Annotated in this window: 10 protein-coding genes and 1 pseudogene; 10 read left to right on the plus strand and 1 reads right to left on the minus strand. The window is 61.8% G+C overall.

Features of this window, described 5'->3' with window-relative positions:
* Window positions 1-162: 162 nt before the first annotated feature.
* From nifH to OKW45_RS03145, 6 genes and pseudogenes are all read left to right on the plus strand, one after another.
* Entirely contained in the window at window positions 163-1044 is an 882-nt protein-coding gene (gene nifH, locus OKW45_RS03120; protein WP_018423167.1) for a nitrogenase iron protein, read from the plus strand.
* 105 nt (window positions 1045-1149) lie between these two features.
* The gene (gene nifD, locus OKW45_RS03125) at window positions 1150-2613 is read left to right on the plus strand and encodes a nitrogenase molybdenum-iron protein alpha chain (RefSeq protein WP_429465860.1); all 1464 of its coding nucleotides are present in this window, start codon (window positions 1150-1152) and stop codon (window positions 2611-2613) included.
* Between the two features lie 74 nt (window positions 2614-2687).
* Window positions 2688-4247, plus strand: coding sequence for a nitrogenase molybdenum-iron protein subunit beta (gene nifK, locus OKW45_RS03130; RefSeq protein ID WP_429465862.1), 1560 nt, complete (start codon window positions 2688-2690; stop codon window positions 4245-4247).
* Between the two features lie 16 nt (window positions 4248-4263).
* Window positions 4264-4613 (plus strand): annotated as a pseudogene (locus tag OKW45_RS03135) (hypothetical protein).
* A gap of 77 nt (window positions 4614-4690) precedes the next feature.
* Window positions 4691-5020 (plus strand): hypothetical protein, encoded by a 330-nt coding sequence (locus OKW45_RS03140; RefSeq protein WP_429465864.1) that lies wholly within the window; start codon window positions 4691-4693, stop codon window positions 5018-5020.
* Between the two features lie 491 nt (window positions 5021-5511).
* On the plus strand, window positions 5512-8910 hold the full coding sequence (locus OKW45_RS03145) for an autotransporter outer membrane beta-barrel domain-containing protein (protein WP_429465866.1): 3399 nt from the start codon (window positions 5512-5514) through the stop codon (window positions 8908-8910).
* 334 nt (window positions 8911-9244) lie between these two features.
* Here the strand turns inward: OKW45_RS03145 and OKW45_RS03150 are convergent, their stop codons facing one another.
* A complete protein-coding gene (locus OKW45_RS03150; RefSeq protein WP_429465868.1) occupies window positions 9245-10111 on the minus strand; it encodes a transposase in 867 nt (288 codons plus the stop codon).
* 181 nt (window positions 10112-10292) lie between these two features.
* Between OKW45_RS03150 and OKW45_RS03155 the strand changes: the two genes are divergently transcribed.
* The 4 genes from OKW45_RS03155 (at window position 10293) to nifN (ending at window position 15466) form a co-directional block, all read left to right on the plus strand.
* A complete protein-coding gene (locus OKW45_RS03155) occupies window positions 10293-11582 on the plus strand; it encodes a hypothetical protein (protein ID WP_429465870.1) in 1290 nt (429 codons plus the stop codon).
* 63 nt (window positions 11583-11645) lie between these two features.
* On the plus strand, window positions 11646-11903 hold the full coding sequence (locus tag OKW45_RS03160) for a hypothetical protein (RefSeq protein WP_429465872.1): 258 nt from the start codon (window positions 11646-11648) through the stop codon (window positions 11901-11903).
* 603 nt (window positions 11904-12506) lie between these two features.
* Window positions 12507-14024, plus strand: coding sequence for a nitrogenase iron-molybdenum cofactor biosynthesis protein NifE (nifE, locus tag OKW45_RS03165; RefSeq protein WP_429465874.1), 1518 nt, complete (start codon window positions 12507-12509; stop codon window positions 14022-14024).
* Between the two features lie 50 nt (window positions 14025-14074).
* Window positions 14075-15466 carry a nitrogenase iron-molybdenum cofactor biosynthesis protein NifN gene (gene nifN, locus OKW45_RS03170; protein WP_429465876.1) on the plus strand — a complete coding sequence of 464 codons (1392 nt, stop codon included), beginning with the start codon at window positions 14075-14077 and terminating at the stop codon, window positions 15464-15466.
* Window positions 15467-15476 lie beyond the last annotated feature (10 nt).

The raw sequence follows: 15476 nt of genomic DNA on the forward strand, positions 1-15476 counted from the left end.
CGCTGGTGACGTGGCACAGAAGCTGCATTTGGAGTCCAGCGCGGACACAGGTCCGGCCGATGCGTGACTCGATATAAGAAGACCCATACAGGCACGACAGGCTGACATGGTCGCGGTTACGCAACCCTGATTTCAACCCTTCTTCCTGAATGGAGAAATGCAATGTCTAAACTTCGGCAAATCGCGTTCTACGGTAAAGGCGGTATCGGCAAGTCGACCACCTCGCAGAACACGCTGGCAGCCCTGACCGAACTCGGGCAGAAAATCCTGATCGTCGGCTGCGATCCCAAGGCGGACTCTACCCGCCTGATCCTGCATGCAAAGGCGCAGGACACCATCCTGTCGCTAGCGGCCGAAGCCGGCTCGGTGGAGGACCTCGAACTCGAGGACGTGATGAAGATCGGTTACCGCAACATCCGTTGCGTGGAGTCCGGTGGTCCGGAACCGGGCGTCGGCTGCGCGGGCCGTGGCGTCATCACGTCGATCAACTTCCTCGAAGAAAACGGCGCCTATGACGGCGTGGACTACGTGTCGTATGACGTGCTCGGCGACGTGGTGTGCGGCGGTTTCGCAATGCCGATTCGTGAGAACAAGGCACAGGAAATCTACATTGTGATGTCCGGTGAAATGATGGCCATGTATGCGGCCAACAACATTTCAAAGGGCATTCTGAAGTACGCGAACAGCGGCGGCGTGCGGATCGGCGGGCTCGTGTGCAACGAGCGTCAGACCGACAAGGAACTCGAACTCGCCGAAGCGCTGGCGAAGATGCTCGGTTCGAAGCTGATCCACTTCGTGCCGCGCGATAACATCGTGCAGCACGCCGAGCTGCGCCGCATGACGGTGATCGAGTTCGCGCCCGAATCCAAACAGGCGGAAGAGTATCGCCAGCTCGCCACCAAGGTGCACAACAACGCGGGCAACGGCACGATCCCGACGCCGATCACGATGGATCAACTGGAAGACCTGTTAATGGAGCACGGAATCATGACGTCCATCGACGAATCGCAAGTCGGCAAGCCTGCAGCGGAACTGACCGCCTAAGCGAGCGCCGCTGCGCGCGGCCCGGGGTTCTTCTTCACGCGATGAACCGGGCCATGCCGGCTACCCGCTGCCAGGCTTGATACTCACCCTATGGAGCTTTCCCCCATGAGCGTCACTGTTGAAGAGCGCAAGGCCGCGAACAAGGCCCTGATCGATGAAGTGCTGAAGGCCTATCCGGAGAAGATGGCCAAACGGCGCGCCAAGCATTTGGGCACCTTCGAGGACGGCAAGCCCGACTGTGGCGTGAAATCAAACATCAAGTCATTGCCGGGCGTGATGACGATTCGCGGTTGCGCGTACGCCGGCTCGAAGGGCGTGGTGTGGGGGCCCATCAAGGATATGATCCACATCAGTCATGGTCCGGTCGGTTGCGGCCAGTACTCGTGGGCCGCGCGTCGCAACTACTACATCGGCACTACCGGTATCGACACCTTCGTGACGATGCAGTTCACGTCGGACTTCCAGGAAAAGGACATTGTCTTCGGCGGCGACAAGAAGCTCGACAAGATCATCGACGAGATTCAGGAACTGTTTCCGCTGAACAAGGGCATCTCGATCCAGAGTGAATGCCCGATCGGCCTGATCGGCGACGACATCGAGGCCGTCTCGAAGAAGAAGAGTGCGCAGTATGAAGGGCACACCATTTTGCCGGTGCGCTGCGAAGGTTTTCGCGGCGTCAGCCAGTCGCTGGGCCACCATCTGGCTAACGATGCGATTCGAGACTGGATATTCGACAAGGCCGATCCGGACAAGCGGCCCGAATTTGTTTCGACGCCCTATGATGTTGCGATCATCGGCGATTACAACATCGGCGGCGATGCCTGGTCGAGCCGGATTCTGCTCGAAGAGATCGGCCTGCGCGTGATCGCGCAATGGTCGGGCGACGGCTCGATCGCCGAGCTCGAGAACACGCCCAAAGCCAAGCTCAATTTGCTGCATTGCTACCGCTCGATGAACTATATCAGCCGGCACATGGAAGAGAAGTACTGCATTCCGTGGGCGGAATACAACTTCTTCGGCCCGTCGATGATCGAGAAGAGCCTGCGCGAGATCGCCAGCCACTTCGACGACACCATCAAAGCCAACGCGGAGAGGGTGATCGCCAAGTATCGTCCCCTGGTCGATGCGGTGAACGCGAAGTTCAGAGCGCGCCTGCAGGATAAGACCGTGATGCTATTCGTTGGCGGCCTGCGTCCGCGCCACGTGATCGGCGCCTACGAAGACCTCGGCATGAAAGTGGTCGGCACCGGCTACGAATTCGGCCACAACGACGACTATCAGCGCACCACGCACTACGTGAAGGACGGCACACTGATTTACGACGACGTGACCGGCTACGAGTTTGAGAGGTTTGTCGAACAGGTCCAGCCCGATCTGGTCGGTTCCGGAATCAAGGAAAAGTACGTGTTCCAGAAGATGGGCGTGCCGTTTCGCCAGATGCACAGCTGGGACTATTCCGGTCCATATCACGGCTACGACGGCTACGCCATTTTCGCGCGCGACATGGACATGGCCATTTCCAGCCCGGTGTGGGGGCTCGCCAAGGCGCCCTGGAAGAAAAACCCCTAAACGCCGACCACCGCACCGATCACCGCACTGATCACCGGCCGGCAGGCCATTGAATTGAATATCAGGAGCATCCCGTGCCCCAATCCGCAGACCAGATTCTCGATCAGGAACTTCTGTTCCGCGAGCCCGAGTACCAGAAAATTTTCCGCGCGAAAAAGAAAAATTTCGAGTTCAACCATTCAGACGAGCGGGTCAAGCAGATCGTCGAGTGGACCAAGAGCGAAGACTACCGGCAAAAGAACTTTGCACGCGACTCGCTCACCATCAACCCGGCCAAGGCCTGCCAGCCGCTCGGCGCAGTGTACGTGGCCAACGGCTTTCACAAGACGCTCAGTTTTGTGCATGGTTCGCAGGGCTGTGTAGCGTTTTACCGCTCGCACTTCTCGCGTCACTTCAAGGAGCCGACCTCGTGCGTCAGCTCGTCGATGACCGAGGACGCGGCGGTGTTCGGCGGCATGAACAACATGATCGACGGCCTCGCAAATGCGTACAACCTGTACAAGCCCGACATGATCGCGGTCTCCACGACCTGCATGGCGGAAGTGATCGGCGATGACCTCGACGCGCTCATCAAGAGCAGCAAGCAGAAGGGCAGCGTGCCGGAAGACTACGACGTGCCGTTCGCGCATACGCCGGCCTTCGTCGGCAGCCACGTGACCGGCTACGACAACGCGCTCCTCGGCATCCTCAAACACTTCTGGGACGGCAAGGCCGGCACAGCGACGCCGCTTGAGCGCGTGCCCGACGACAGCGTCAACTTCATCGGCGGCTTCGACGGCTACGTGGTCGGCAACATGAAGGAAATTCGCCGCATCTTCGATCTGTTCGGCGTGACGGTGAACATCATCTGCGACCCTTCCGAAACATGGAATACGCCGACCGACGGCGAGTTCCGAATGTACGAAGGCGGCACAACCAAGGAGGAGGTCGAGCGCGCGTTGAACGCGAAGGCGACCTTCGTGTTCCAGGAATACTGCTGCGAGAAGACCAGCAAGTTCATTGGCGAGCATGGCCAGGAAGTGGTGGTGCTGAACTCGCCGGTTGGCGTCGCGGGCACCGATCAGTTCCTGATGGAAATCTCGCGCGTGACCGGCAAGCCGATTCCGGCGCAACTGGAGAAGGAGCGAGGCCAGCTCGTCGATGCGATGGCCGACAGCCAGGCTCACCTGCACGGCAAGCGCTTTGCGCTCTTCGGCGACCCGGACCAGATGCTGGGCTACACGCAGTTCCTGCTGGAACTCGGCGCCGAGCCGGCTCACGTGCTGGCGACCAATGGCAACGAAACCTGGGCTGCGAAGGTGCAGGCGCTGTTCGACGCGTCGCCCTACGGCGCCGGCTGCAAGGTGTATCCGAAACGCGATCTGTGGCACATGCGCTCACTGCTGTTTACCGAGCCGGTGGATTTCCTGATCGGCAACACCTACGGCAAATATCTCGAGCGCGATACCAAAACGCCGCTGATACGCATGGTGTTCCCGATCTTCGATCGCCACCATTACCATCGCTTCCCGACCTGGGGCTATGAAGGTGCGTTGCGGGTGCTGGTCACGCTGCTGGACGAGTTCTTCGAAGCGCTCGACGCCAACACGATCGACGTGGCGAAGACCGACTACAGCTACGACATCATTCGCTGACGAGGAGAGCGCGGCCATGGCAGACACAGCAGATGCATCGGGCGCGGCAGATGCAGTTCTGGTCAAGATGACGCAGGACGGCCGTAACGTCGAGGTCATCAGCGGCTAGGTTTGCCTGGCCGGTGTGGGCGAGGCCGACCACCTCGTCCCGCTGCTCGAACACCCGAACCGGCAGATGATCGCCCAAGTGCTGCCCGGGGCCCCGCGCATGTGGCCGGCCGGTTGCCATTGACGCACGAGGAGATTGCGATTGCACAGGGTGCGATGTCGGCGGCTCGGTGGCAGTTCGACGCGAGCCCGGCGGGTATCGCGCCGCGGTTACCTCGCGCGGTGTGGGCGAAGATTGCGGCGGAGGATGTCGAGTAGCGGGGCACCGCTGAAAACGAAATTGCTGCGCTGTGTGTAGCTAGCCTGCGTGACGAACCTCAGCGAGGGAGCGGGGCATGATCTATGTAGTCGCGCAGTCTGACTCCGTGCCGCTGCGTGCCCTGGTTCGCAACCAGTTGATGGTAGAGATCGCCAAACTGGCTGGCCGGATAGCGTGGATTTGCGACGACGTTGGAACGCCGTGGGATGTTCAGGATCGCAAGCAAGCTGTGACGAAACTGCTCAGTCTGAATATGGGCGGCGAGATCGGCAAGCAGAGTGGAAAGAGACATGGGGCCAACGAAGATCAAAAAGATCCTCATTGGCCGCAGCCCTGCTGGCGTCTAAAAAGACGCCAGCAGGGCTGCGGCCGCGCGAAGCTGGCTTCACGTCAAGTGTTTTTTTAACTTGATTGAGTTCCGGCGCGGCAGACGCGCTTAACTTGGGTGGATTGAGGTGCTGCCGGGTGCCGGATATCGATTGCGCGAAAACCATACCCGTTTTCCGGATCAGTGCCGCAGGCGTCAACGAAGTTGCGCGCGTACAGGCTCATCGGTCGTCAGATGGATCCCATATTCCAGGTTCCGTGTTGCTGGATTATATAAAAAGCATACCTAATTAAACTACCAAGGTGAAACGCATGACCAGCAAATTAACCAGCCGTCAGCCTTATGCCAGCCCGTTGGAGCGAATACAGAAGCGCGTGAGGAACAAGCGCGCTTCTATTCCGCGGCGAAGCGCAACCTGTCTTGCGGCCCTTGCATATATCGCGGCCATTCCTTCATTGTCTTTCGCGAATTGCACGACATCGAATAACTCGACGACGTGCGACACGAGCGCCCCGTCGCCATGGTCAAGCACGATCGGAACCGGCCCGACCACCGCTTCAGGCTCTACTGTGACAGTAGGAGCAAACGCACAGATCGTGGTGGGCGATGCGACAGCGATCGCGCTTGCCGACAACGCCACCATCGTCGTTCAGTCAGGCGCGCAAGTAAAAAACAGCGCGCTGACGGGTAACGGCACGTACGGCACCGGGGCCGATACGATCGCCTTCCGGAACAACAGCACGCTGACAGTGGAACAGGGCGCGGCCGTCACCTCTGGCGGGACGGAAGGCAACGCCGAAGCCGTCAATCCGTTGGGTACAGGCAATACCATCATCAACAACGGGACGATCCAGGGCGTCCATAGCGCTGCGATCTGGTTCCAGAATACGTCCGGCTCGAATACCGTCATCAACAACGCGACCGGCGTGATCGAGGCGCCGGGAAGCGTGATGGGCGCGTCCGGCAACGGCGCGGTCGACTTCACCAACCGCGGACAGGTGATCGGTAATCTGGTCTTTGCCGGTGGCAACGATACGTTGCGCCTTTACACCGGTTCGTCGGTGAGCGGAACCATCAACGGAGGCGGCGGCAACAACCTGTTGACGCTGAACGGCACCGGAACGGACACGCTGCCGACCGGCATCACGAACTTCCAGACGCTACAGAAGCAGGACACCGGTACCTGGACAGTCGCGAGCTCGATGGGCGCGATGGGGGTCACGTCGGCCGAGGTGCAGCAGGGAACGCTCGCGCTGACCGGCAACAACACGCAGTACACTGGCACGATGCTGGTCGATCAGGCGGGCATCCTTCAGGGATCGTCGCAGAGCCTGCCAGGCGCGATCACCGATAACGGTCTGGTGCAGTTCGCGCAGGCCGCCAACGGCACTTATGCGGGGCTCATCAGCGGTACCGGCTCGGCGGAGAAAGACGGTGCCGGCACGCTTACGCTTGCGCCCACCGCTGCGGGCGGCAATACGTATACCGGGGGTACCGTACTGAAGCAGGGCGTACTCTCGGTGTCCGCAGATAACGCACTCGGCGGCACGGCAGGCGGCGTGACGTTCGACGGGGGAACGCTGCAGCTCGGCAGCAGTTTCGACCTCGCCAGTACGCGCGCGTTATCGGTTGCCGCGGGCGGCGGCACCATCGATACACAGGGCTTCCAGTCGACGATCTCGCAAAACGTGACGGGTACGGGCTCGTTCTTCAAGACCGGCTCGGGCACGTTGACGATCGACGGCTCGCTCGTCGGCCCGATCGCCGCGGAGGTGCAAGAGGGCACGCTCGTGCTCAACGGCAGCGGCGCACAGCATACGGGCAGCGTGACGGTTGATCTGCTCGGCACGTTGCAGGCGAGCGCCCAAAGCCTGCCGTCGACCGTTACCAACAACGGTCTCGTGCAATTCGAACAGAACGTCGACGGGACATATGCCGGGTTGATCAGCGGGACCGGCGTCGTGGAGAAAGACGGACTTGGCACGTTGACGCTCGCGCCGGGCGCGGTGGGCGGCAATACGTATACCGGCGGCACGGTGCTGAAACAGGGTGCGCTGTCGGTGAGCGCCGACAGCGCGCTGGGCGGCGCGACCGGTGGCGTGGCCTTCGATGGCGGCACGCTGCAGTTCGGCAGCAGCTTCGACCCGGCCAGCACGCGTGCAATCTCGATTGCGGCAGGCGGCGGCACGATCGATACGCAGGCGTTTCAGTCGACCCTCACACAGAACATCACCGGCACCGGTGCCTTGACAAAGGTCGGTGCGGGGACGCTGGTGCTCGATGGGGCGAATACGTGGTCGGGCGGCACGACGGTAAGCGCCGGCACGCTCGCGGTCGGCGATGCGTCGACGTCCGCCGCGTCGATGACCGGCGCGACGAGCGTCGCTGCGGGAGCGACGCTCGGCGGCTACGGCACTGTCAACGGCGACGTGACCAACAACGGCACCGTCGCGGTGGCCAATGCGTTGGCGCAGTTTGCCGGCGGCGCACAGGGCAATTTCACGATCAACGGCAAGTTGACGAACGCGAATCTCGTGCAGATTGGCGGCGGCAAGAGCGCCGGCAATTCACTCGTCGTCAATAGCTACGTCGGAAACAATGGGGCCATTGCATTGAATACCGTTCTCGCGGGTGACAACGCGTCTTCGGACAAGCTCGTTGTGAACGGCGGCACGGCAACCGGTGCGACCACGCTGAAGGTGACGAACGTGGGCGGCCAGGGCGCGGCGATCACGTCGAACGGCATCCAGGTCGTCGCCGCGACGAACGGCGCCACGACTGATGCCGGTGCATTTTCGCTCGCAGGCGGAACGACGAAAGCCGGCGCATACGAGTACTACCTCGTCAAAGGCGGCGTGATGGCCGGCACGTCGCAGAGCTGGTACCTGCGCAACACCGTGCCCGCTGCGCAGAGTGCGCCGGCCGACACGAGCGGCAGCGGCACGACAGCCGTGACCAGCACCCCCGCGCCGGGCACACCCGCACTTCCCGCCGCGAGTGCTGATCCGATTACGCTTTACCGCCCTGAAGCGGCCCTTTACGCGGAGCTTCCTGCCGTTGCCCGGCAGCTCGGCATGATGCAGATCGACAACTTCCATCTGCGCCAGGGCGAGCAGTCGTTGCTGAGCGAGAACGGCAGCCTGCCAGCGGCGTGGGGACGTGTGTGGGGCGGACACAGCACGCTGTCGCAAAGCGGCGACGTCGCGCCCGGGTTTTCCGGCTCGATGACGGGAGCGCAGGTCGGTCAGGACCTGTACGCGAGTACGACGGCGAGCGGTCACCGCGACCACTACGGGCTCTTCCTCGGCTTTGGACGGGCCACGGGTGATGTCAGCGGCTTTGCAGTCGGCGTGCCGAATGCCGCGGCCGGCCATCTTGGAATTAGCGCATACAGCATCGGCGGCTACTGGACCCACATCGGACCGAGCGGGTGGTACACAGATGCGGTGGTTTCGGGCAGCTCACTGGTGATCGATTCGTCGTCGCGCGACGGGGTTAGCGCCACGACTCACGGAAATGCGGTGACCGGTTCGCTTGAAGGCGGTTTGCCGTTCGCGATCGGACACTCGCTCACGCTCGAACCGCAAGCCCAGCTGATCTGGCAACACCAGACGATCAAGGATCTGAACGACGGAATCTCGAACGTCACGTTCAGCAACGGTAATACGATGGTCGGCCGTCTTGGCGTGCGGCTCGCCGGCGTCTACGAGGCGGCACGCGTGACCTGGCAGCCTTATCTGCGGCTCAACCTGTTGCGTTCGTTCGGCAGCACGGACAAAGCGACGTTTGGCGGCGTGACGCCGATCAGCACGTCGGTTGGCCAGACCACCGGGCAGATCGACGCGGGGATGGTGGCGAAGCTGACGAAGCATGGAAGCGCGTTTGCGACTGTCAGCCTCGGCACGAACCTTGGGGGCGAACACCAACGCGTTGTCACTGGAAACGTCGGCGCGCGCTGGACCTGGTAGCACAATTTACCAGGTTCGCAGGAAGACCTTGAACTGTCAAGCTTCGGACGGATCTTCCCCACGGTAAATTTGTTCTAGCCCGACACGGGCGCGGAAGGTCGGGTGGAGTTCTGCGTCATTCGCAGATAGTCGAAGACCTGTCGTCAACTGGTTGCGAGTTTCGGTTGAAGCGATCTGGCGGCGGTCAACGGAATGGGCAAGCGGGCGAGACCAGCCGCGTCGAGGAGGGGGACGAGGCAGTTTTGTGTTGTCACGGATGTATTTCCGCAGGATGAGGACGAACGGGATCACGGCGCGCTGCGCCGGACATGAAGCATGGACCTCAACTGTCAGATCAACTACCGCAATGGTGTCGTAGATTGATCATCGTGTAGGCCATGATCTTGAATGCGTAGTGCAACTGACTGATACGATCGAAGCGAAGTAGCAGGCGACGAAACTTATCTTCCCATGCGAACACGCGCTCGATCGTTCGGAATCGCTCTTTAAAAATGGCCAGATCGAACAGCGCCTTGCGACCTCGCTTTGTGCGTTTCCTGCCGCGCGGGTTCGGATTGATGTTGGGCACCATCCCGCGGTTGAAGATCGCCTTGCGGTTGGCGCGACAATCGTAGACGCCGTCCAGGCTGACCACGGTGTCACGCAGGTCCAGCCTGGCTTCACGGGCAATCCGCATCACCTGCGGCAACGCGTCTCGCAGCAGTGGCGATTCGTTGCGATTGCCTGGCGCCGACACGAACGGGGCGATCACATTGCAGTTCCGGTCACAGAAGGCCACTACCTTGTCACCCTTCATGTGCTTGTGGCCGCTGAAGCCAATATTGTCGCCGCCTTTTTTCGCCGCCGTCGTGGTGCCGTCGCCATGGATGACGCTGGTGTCCAACAACTGGTCGTGGCTAAGCCGCACCACTGACGCGAGGAAGACAGCGTCGAAACATTCGCATGCCTGCCAGCGCCGAAAGGCCCGATAGATGCTCGTGTAGTGAATCTCCGGCTTGCCGTGCCGATCCATTGCAATCGGCAGCGCCTTCCATTGGCAACCGAGGTAAAGCAGTTTCAGGATGTAGTTGAAGATCGTGTGCGCGGTCAGTTTGGATGCCGGTCCCCGGCTTCCTGCCGTAAGGTGCGGCAAGACAAATTGCTCGAACTGTTCGAGGCTTAATTCCGTTGGAATCAGTTGCCATTGCTGGCTTTGCGCCATTATCGACCGCCAAAGATCGGGAATTCTAACGAGGCTCCGCCTCAGACCGACGAGTGGTATTGGTGACTGCGTGGCGCGGGGGGTGTAGGGTGGCTCCGGTCGACCCGGCTGGGACAAGCCCAGCGATGTACGAGCTCGAAGCTCAATGGGTCCGAAGACCCGTGGACGACCAGAGCCTGTCATGACGTTATCACAGAGTGTGTGCGAAGTTCTGCGCGCTCACGTCGTGCTCGAGAGCGAGTGCATCGACCGGATGTACCTGAACGTGTACGTGCCACAGTTGCAGCGCGTGGGCGGCGTGGTGTGGTACCTGCGCGGGCATCTAGGTCAGCGCTTCGCCTCGACCGCGACCGTGGCGCCCAAGACCGTGGCCTTCGTGGCAAGCATCGAGAAGTTTGTCGCCGAGCAGGGTGTGGATCTGGTGAGCTTCGGCAAGCACGAGCGCAAGGACGACATCACCCAGCAGTATCTGCAGCGGTTCGACGCTGACGAAGGGATTCTGTACGTCGGCCGCGCCCAGGAGAAGGCGCGCGTGGTGCGCACCGAGCGGCGCCGTTCTGCACGCACCGGCATGAGCTATCCGTGGGTGGTCGATGGCAGCGCGATGGTGAACCACTACTACTTCTACTGCGTGGACGACGACTTCGGCCCGTTCTTCCTGAAGTTCTGTTCCTACTTTCCGTACAACGCCAAGCCGTGTATCAACGGCAACGAGTACGCCAAGTGCCAGTTGCGCAAGCGCGGCATCGCCTTCGAGGCGCTGGACAACGGCATCCTCTCGTGCGAAGACCCCAAGGCGCTGCAGCGAATCTGCGATGGGCTCGACGAGCGCAAGAGTGATCGGCTGCTGCGCAAGTGGATGGCACGGCTGCCGCATCCGTTCGAGCGTCATGATCGAGCCGCGGGCTACCGCTACGCGCTGTCGATCCTGCAGGCCGAGTTCGCGCTGACCCAGGTGCTCGATCGACCGGTGACAGGCCGCATCCTCTTCGAGCAGATCATCCGCGAGAACCTGGACATCGGACGCCCGGGCCAGGTGCAACTGATCTTCGATCGCCGCGTTAATCGGCGCACCCCGGGGCGCTTTCGCACCCGGGTGATCACTGAAGGGGTCACCCCTTCGCTGCATGTGGACTACAAACGTTCACGCATCAAGCAGTACCACAAGGAGGGTCAGGCGCTGCGTACCGAGACCACCATCAACGACACCCGCGACTTCGGCGTGGGACGGCTGCTGTGCAACTTGCCCGAGCTACGCCGCATCGGCTTTGCAGCGAACCGGCGCATGCTCGAAATTGAGCAGATCAGCCACGACTGTGCATTGGGCGAAGACGCGTTTCAGGACCTGCAGCGTCCGCGCCATGTTCACGGGCAGCGCGCACCGGTGCTGCGCTTTGCCGACCCGAACGTCCAGGCGCTGCTGCATGCGCTGGTGATGTTCGTCTTCGTCGCACGCGGCTTTACCAATTAAGACCTGCGGCAAGCCTACGCCGTGCTGATGGGCCTGCGTCCCGGCGAAATCGGCCCGGGGCGCATGAGCTACGAGCTGCGACGCCTGCGCTTGCATGGCCTGATCGAGCGAGTGCCCAGGACCCACCGCTATCGGCTCACAAACCTTGGGCTGCAAACGGCACTCTTCTACACACGTGTGTACTCGCGCATCTTGCGCCCGGGCCTTGCATTGGTTAGCCCTCAGGCGCCTGCGGAGTCGCCAGCGTCTTTGCAGCGCAGCTTCCGCACCGCCGAGCAGGCCGTCAACATCTGGTGCGATCAGGTCAAAATCGCCGCGTAGAAAACTTGACTCGACTGCTACAAGATCAATTCAGTCAAGGAATCTAGCGGATCCGGCGGAAATCGGCGAAAGTCATACCCACAAAGGCCTTCAGGCAAATTTAGCAGCCTTGAGAAACCCGCAACCAGTTGTCGCCTACGACGACTTTGAGCGCGAGGTGGCGGCGTCCGACCCGTTGAGCCTCGCGGAGATCAATGACGAGGTAACGCCGCGCGAACTGCTCGCTCTGGTCGACGACGTTTCCGATGCGAACGGACGGGCAGAGTACCTGTCGATCTGTGCGGTGGGACTACGCGAAAGCTCCACGGATGCGCCACGCGCTGACTGCTTACCTGGCGGTTCGCGACCCCTTGGGGCCGGATGCGTTGCTGGAGGCGCGCGCGAATGCGATCGCACGGTTCCTGCTCCATACGGAACGGCAAGGCAGGCAGTGAACGTGTGTTGTGGTTCTCTGTGTCGCGAACCGTCTGTCGCAGACCGTTCAAACCCGCCATTGCGATGCGCGCGAGCGACTGCTTCAGCGCCAATTGGCACGTTTTCAAGGCGTTTCCCGGTGGTATGGAACTTGCCACTAGAGAAACGTCCATCCATCAGGAGCACGTCATGTCTGCTTCGCTCAATGCCCAAATCGCCGAAGTTTTCGACGAGCCGGGTTGCGACAAGAATCAAGGCAAGAGCGAGAAGGAGCGCAAAAGGGGCTGCACGAAGCAGCTTTCGCCGGGTTCGGCCGCAGGCGGGTGCGCGTTCGACGGCGCGAAGATCGCTTTGCAGCCGGTGGTGGACGTCGCACACCTCGTGCACGGGCCAATTGCCTGTGAAGGTAACTCGTGGGACAACCGGCACGCCGCTTCGTCCGGTTCGCAACTCTATCGCACCGGCTTCACCACCGATATCAACGAACTCGACGTGGTGTACGGCGGCGAGAAGCGCCTGTTCAGGAGCGTGCGCGAAATCATCGAGAAATACGATCCGCCCGCAGTGTTCGTCTACCAGACCTGCGTCACTGCGCTGATCGGCGACGACATCGAGGCAGTCTGCAAGCGCGCCACCGAACAATTTGGCAAGCCGGTGATTCCGGTCATTTCCCCCGGTTTCGCCGGGCCGAAGAATCTGGGCAACAAGCTTGGCGGCGAGGCGATCCTCAACTATGTGATCGGCACGCGCGAGCCCGAGTACACGACGCCGTATGACATCAACGTCATTGGCGAATACAACCTGTCGGGCGAACTCTGGCAGACCAAGCCGCTGCTCGACGCGCTGGGCATCCGTATCCTCTCGTGCATCTCCGGCGACGGGCGCTACAACGAGATCGCAAGTTCGCATCGCGCCAAGGTCAACATGATGGTCTGCTCGAAGTCGATGATCAACTTCGCGACAAAGATGCAGCGGCGCTACGGCATCCCTTACTTCGAGGGCTCGTTCTATGGGATCGGCGACATGAGCGACACGCTGCGCCATATTGCCAACCTGCTCGTGCAGCAGGGCGCGCCGGACGATCTGCTCGAGCGGACCGAGCGCCTGATCGCCGCCGAGGAAGCGCGCGCGTGGGAGCGCATCGCGCACTACAAAGCGCGCCTTACCGGCAAGCGGGTGTTGCTCATCACAGGTGGCGTGAAGTCTTGGTCGGTGGTTTCCGCGCTGCAGGAAGCAGGGCTCGAAATCGTCGGCACCAGCGTCAAGAAGAGCACTAAGGAAGACAAGGACAAGATCAAGGAGATCATGGGTGACGACGCCCACATGATCGACGGTATGACGCCGCGCGAGATGTACGCGATGCTCAGGGACGCGCGGGCCGACATCATGCTGTCGGGTGGCCGCTCACAGTTCGTCGCACTGAAGGCCCGCATACCGTGGCTCGACATCAATCAGGAACGTCACCACCCTTATGGCGGCTACGAAGGGATCGTCGAGCTGGTGCATGAGATCGACCGCGCGATCTACAACCCGGTGTGGCAACAGGTGCGGATCCCTGCTCCGTGGGGCGACGACGGGGGAGCGCTGGGTGTGGTCCAAGCGCAAGCCGCGCGCCCGCTGTCGAGCGCCGCGCACGGGGGAGCGCTCGGTGTGGTCCAAGCGCAAGCCGCGCGCCCGCCGTCGAGTGCCCCGGGGTGGGGGCGATGAGCCTCGAACCCGGTATACCGACCTGACGCCCCCGAACTCGAGAACATGCCATGGCCGATGTCGTCGAATCTATGAAAGCCTGTGCGGTCAATCCGCTCAAGATGAGCCAGCCGCTGGGCGCGAGCCTCGCGTTCCTTGGGCTCGATGCCTGCATGCCCGTGATGCACGGCTCGCAGGGCTGCACGTCGTTCGGCCTCGTGCTGCTGGTGCGCCACTTCAGGGAGGCGATCCCGCTGCAGACGACAGCCATGGACGAAGTCACCGCGGTGCTCGGCGGCTACGAGAACATCGAGGCCGCGCTGCTCAACATCCGCAAGCGCGCTGCGCCGAAGGTCATCGCGATCTGTTCAACAGGTCTCACCGAGACCGAGGGCGACGACGTGGACGGCTATCTCGTTACCGTGCGCAAGCGCAAGCCCGAACTCAACGACACTGAGATCGTCTATGTGTCGACCCCCGACTATGTCGGCGCATTCGAAGACGGCTACCGGCATGCGATTACCGGCATCGTCAACGCGCTGGTCAAGGCGTTGCCAACGGTGGCCAATCAGGTGACGCTGCTGCCCGGCAGCCATCTGTCGCCTGGCGACATCGACGAACTGCGCGAGATCATCGAAGCGTTCGGCTTCGATGTCATTGTGCTGCCCGACATTTCCGGCTCGCTCGACGGCCATATCGCGCCGGACTGGCGCGGCACCACACTGGGCGGTACCACGCTCGCGGAGATCCGGGCCGCGGGTGCATCGGCGTTTACGATCGGCGTGGGCGAGCAGACGCGCGACGGCGCGGAGGCATTGCATGCTATCGCCGGCACACCGTTCGAAGTGTTCGGGCGGCTCACCGGACTGGAACCCAACGATCGTCTGCTGCAATTGCTCGCGCAGCGCTCCGGACGACCCGTTCCCGCGAAATACCGGCATCAGCGCAGCCAATTGCTCGATGCGATGCTAGACGGCCATTTCTACACTGGAGGCATCAAGGTCGCGATCGGCGCAGAGCCCGATCTGCTGTTCGCGGTCGGCAGCATGCTGCACGAGATGGGCGCGCAGTTGCACTGCTGCATCAGCACGACGCGATCGCCCGCGCACGCGTTGCTGCCCGCTGATCAGGTCGTGATCGGCGATCTCGAAGACATGGAGCGCGCCGCGGCGGACTGCGACCTGCTGATCACCCATTCGCACGGCAGGCAGATGGCCGAGCACCTGCAAAAGCCGCTCTTCCGGATCGGTTTTCCGGTCTTTGACCGGGTTGGAAACGCACATCGACGCTACGTCGGCTACCGCGGCACGATGAACCTGATCTTTGAGATCGCCAACCTGATGATCGAGCAGATTCCGCATCACGATCCGGGCGACTGGCCGCTGCCGCAGGCCGCTATCGATCTGGCCGCGCGCGATCCGGCGCGGGAAGCGAACATTCCTGTCGTCGCGGCCGGTGCTTGACCCACCTAAA

It is taken from the genome of Paraburkholderia lebeckiae, from assembly GCF_050436225.1.
GTDB classification, from domain to species: domain Bacteria; phylum Pseudomonadota; class Gammaproteobacteria; order Burkholderiales; family Burkholderiaceae; genus Paraburkholderia; species Paraburkholderia tuberum.

Excerpts from the sequence above, each read along its gene's own strand:
- OKW45_RS03150 (WP_429465868.1), bottom strand. The coding sequence starts at position 10,111 with ATGGCGCAAAGCCAGCAATGGCAACTGATTCCAACGGAATTAAGCCTC.
- nifD (WP_429465860.1), top strand. The coding sequence starts at position 1,150 with ATGAGCGTCACTGTTGAAGAGCGCAAGGCCGCGAACAAGGCCCTGATC.
- OKW45_RS03140 (WP_429465864.1), top strand. The coding sequence starts at position 4,691 with ATGATCTATGTAGTCGCGCAGTCTGACTCCGTGCCGCTGCGTGCCCTG.
- OKW45_RS03160 (WP_429465872.1), top strand. The coding sequence starts at position 11,646 with ATGAGCTACGAGCTGCGACGCCTGCGCTTGCATGGCCTGATCGAGCGA.
- nifH (WP_018423167.1), top strand. The coding sequence starts at position 163 with ATGTCTAAACTTCGGCAAATCGCGTTCTACGGTAAAGGCGGTATCGGC.
- nifN (WP_429465876.1), top strand. The coding sequence starts at position 14,075 with ATGGCCGATGTCGTCGAATCTATGAAAGCCTGTGCGGTCAATCCGCTC.
- nifE (WP_429465874.1), top strand. The coding sequence starts at position 12,507 with ATGTCTGCTTCGCTCAATGCCCAAATCGCCGAAGTTTTCGACGAGCCG.
- OKW45_RS03155 (WP_429465870.1), top strand. The coding sequence starts at position 10,293 with ATGACGTTATCACAGAGTGTGTGCGAAGTTCTGCGCGCTCACGTCGTG.